General features: G+C 47.1%; 4 protein-coding genes. All 4 read right to left on the bottom strand.

The window, feature by feature from the left end; translation table 11 throughout:
* Nucleotides 1–134: 134 nt before the first annotated feature.
* A complete protein-coding gene (locus tag KCG48_RS14455) occupies nucleotides 135–422 on the bottom strand; it encodes a CD1845 family protein (protein WP_211802880.1) in 288 nt (95 codons plus the stop codon).
* A gap of 88 nt (nucleotides 423–510) precedes the next feature.
* Complete coding sequence (locus KCG48_RS14460; RefSeq protein WP_408004753.1) at nucleotides 511–849, bottom strand: plasmid mobilization protein; 339 nt, start codon at nucleotides 847–849, stop codon at nucleotides 511–513.
* A gap of 50 nt (nucleotides 850–899) precedes the next feature.
* Nucleotides 900–1124, bottom strand: coding sequence for a transposon-transfer assisting family protein (locus KCG48_RS14465; RefSeq protein ID WP_211802881.1), 225 nt, complete (start codon nucleotides 1122–1124; stop codon nucleotides 900–902).
* A gap of 2 nt (nucleotides 1125–1126) precedes the next feature.
* On the bottom strand, nucleotides 1127–1474 hold a 348-nt coding region (locus KCG48_RS14470; RefSeq protein WP_211802882.1), incomplete at its 5' end, for a YodL domain-containing protein.

The raw sequence follows: 1474 nt of genomic DNA on the forward strand, positions 1-1474 counted from the left end.
TGACCTTGACGCAGTTTCGCAGCTCGACAAAACTGGATCTGACAAAGAATCTAAAATAATCGGACAAAAAAATCACCATTGATTTGACTTGAAACAAGTCTTATCAAGGGTTCTCTGTTTATGAACTCCAAAACTCAGGAAATAGCTTTCAGAGAATCATTGAATACACCAAGCAGCTCAACCAGGAAGGCTGCGATCAGCGGCAGTCCGAAGGGACTGATCAACCAGGCGAGGCCCATTAATCTCAGTCCTTCCGGAACATCCTGCAGCAGCACCATGGTTCCCAGCGCGATGGCAAAGCAGACAAAAGCCACGATCCCCAACACCATGGTGGACAGCTGACACAGCAAACGGCAGGCTGCAACAAGGATTGTTAAAGCCAGGGTTATTGGAAATAAGAACAGCTTGATGAGAAATCTCATGCTGCACACCTCCATTCATCCGATAATTTTCTTCTACCCTGATCGTAGCAAGGAATCCAAATGTCGTCCATGTTGTCGATAAAAAATTTTAGTCTATGGTGGAAAGGCGGGTCATGATCTGATCCGCCTTTTCCCATACACTCTTTAGGCCGCTCTGGATATCCTCAATATCGGCTTCATGGATGCGTCCGGTCTCATGAGCCCGCTTGGCGTATTGATTCAGATTGTTGCTGCTTCTTCGAAGGAGCGATACCAGTTCAGAAATATCGGAGAGGTCCAGGCGGACTACATAGCCGTCAATGGCCATCTTCCTGATGTAAGCCCCCATGTTTTTTGTCCCTAACTGGCGCATCTTTTCTTCGATCAGCGCTTTTTCACGCTCGTTGACCATGATAATAATGGGGATCTGACGCTTCCTGTTTGCCAAATCATCACCTCCTCAAGTGCTCACCACCCTTCTGCAGCAGATGTTCCGCTTTAGTCGTCTTCTTCCTTGTAGTCGGGCACCAGGATCAACTCTCCATATTCCTGATCACTCATGGCCGTCAGCTTCTTCAAAGCACTTTGGATAAGCTCGGAGAGCTCTGCTTCTTCAGGAGCAAGCTCCAGGGCGATTTTTTCAAGTCCTGCCATCAGTCCGGACCGGGTGCCGGTATCATAAATACACATGAGGTTAAGCTCTTCAATACTGAATTTATCCATCTTCATCTCTCCATTTCTGCAGTTTTGTGAGACAGCGTTTTGCTGACCTCTGATTTCTCAGCAGACTTTTTCAGCCGCTGCTTTACAGATTCCTTCTGAGGCTTTTTCTCTTCGTGGCTTTCGGTAGGCAAATTGGCCTTTTCCATATCTTTTGTTGGAACGTTATTGAACAGTCCATCAAATTGATTGTCATTTTGCTCCACCGTATCCGCAATGCTCCGCAAAGGGTTGTTGGGTTTGATGAACTCTGGCACTTCTTTGAAGCCAATGGCGTCCACATAATGAGCCGTGTAGTCACCGTGTTGCTTCAAGACGATGACATCGCTCATGGATAGGCTATGCCCGGTGAA

Source organism: Proteiniclasticum sediminis, assembly GCF_018128025.1.
GTDB lineage: Bacteria > Bacillota > Clostridia > Clostridiales > Clostridiaceae > Proteiniclasticum > Proteiniclasticum sediminis.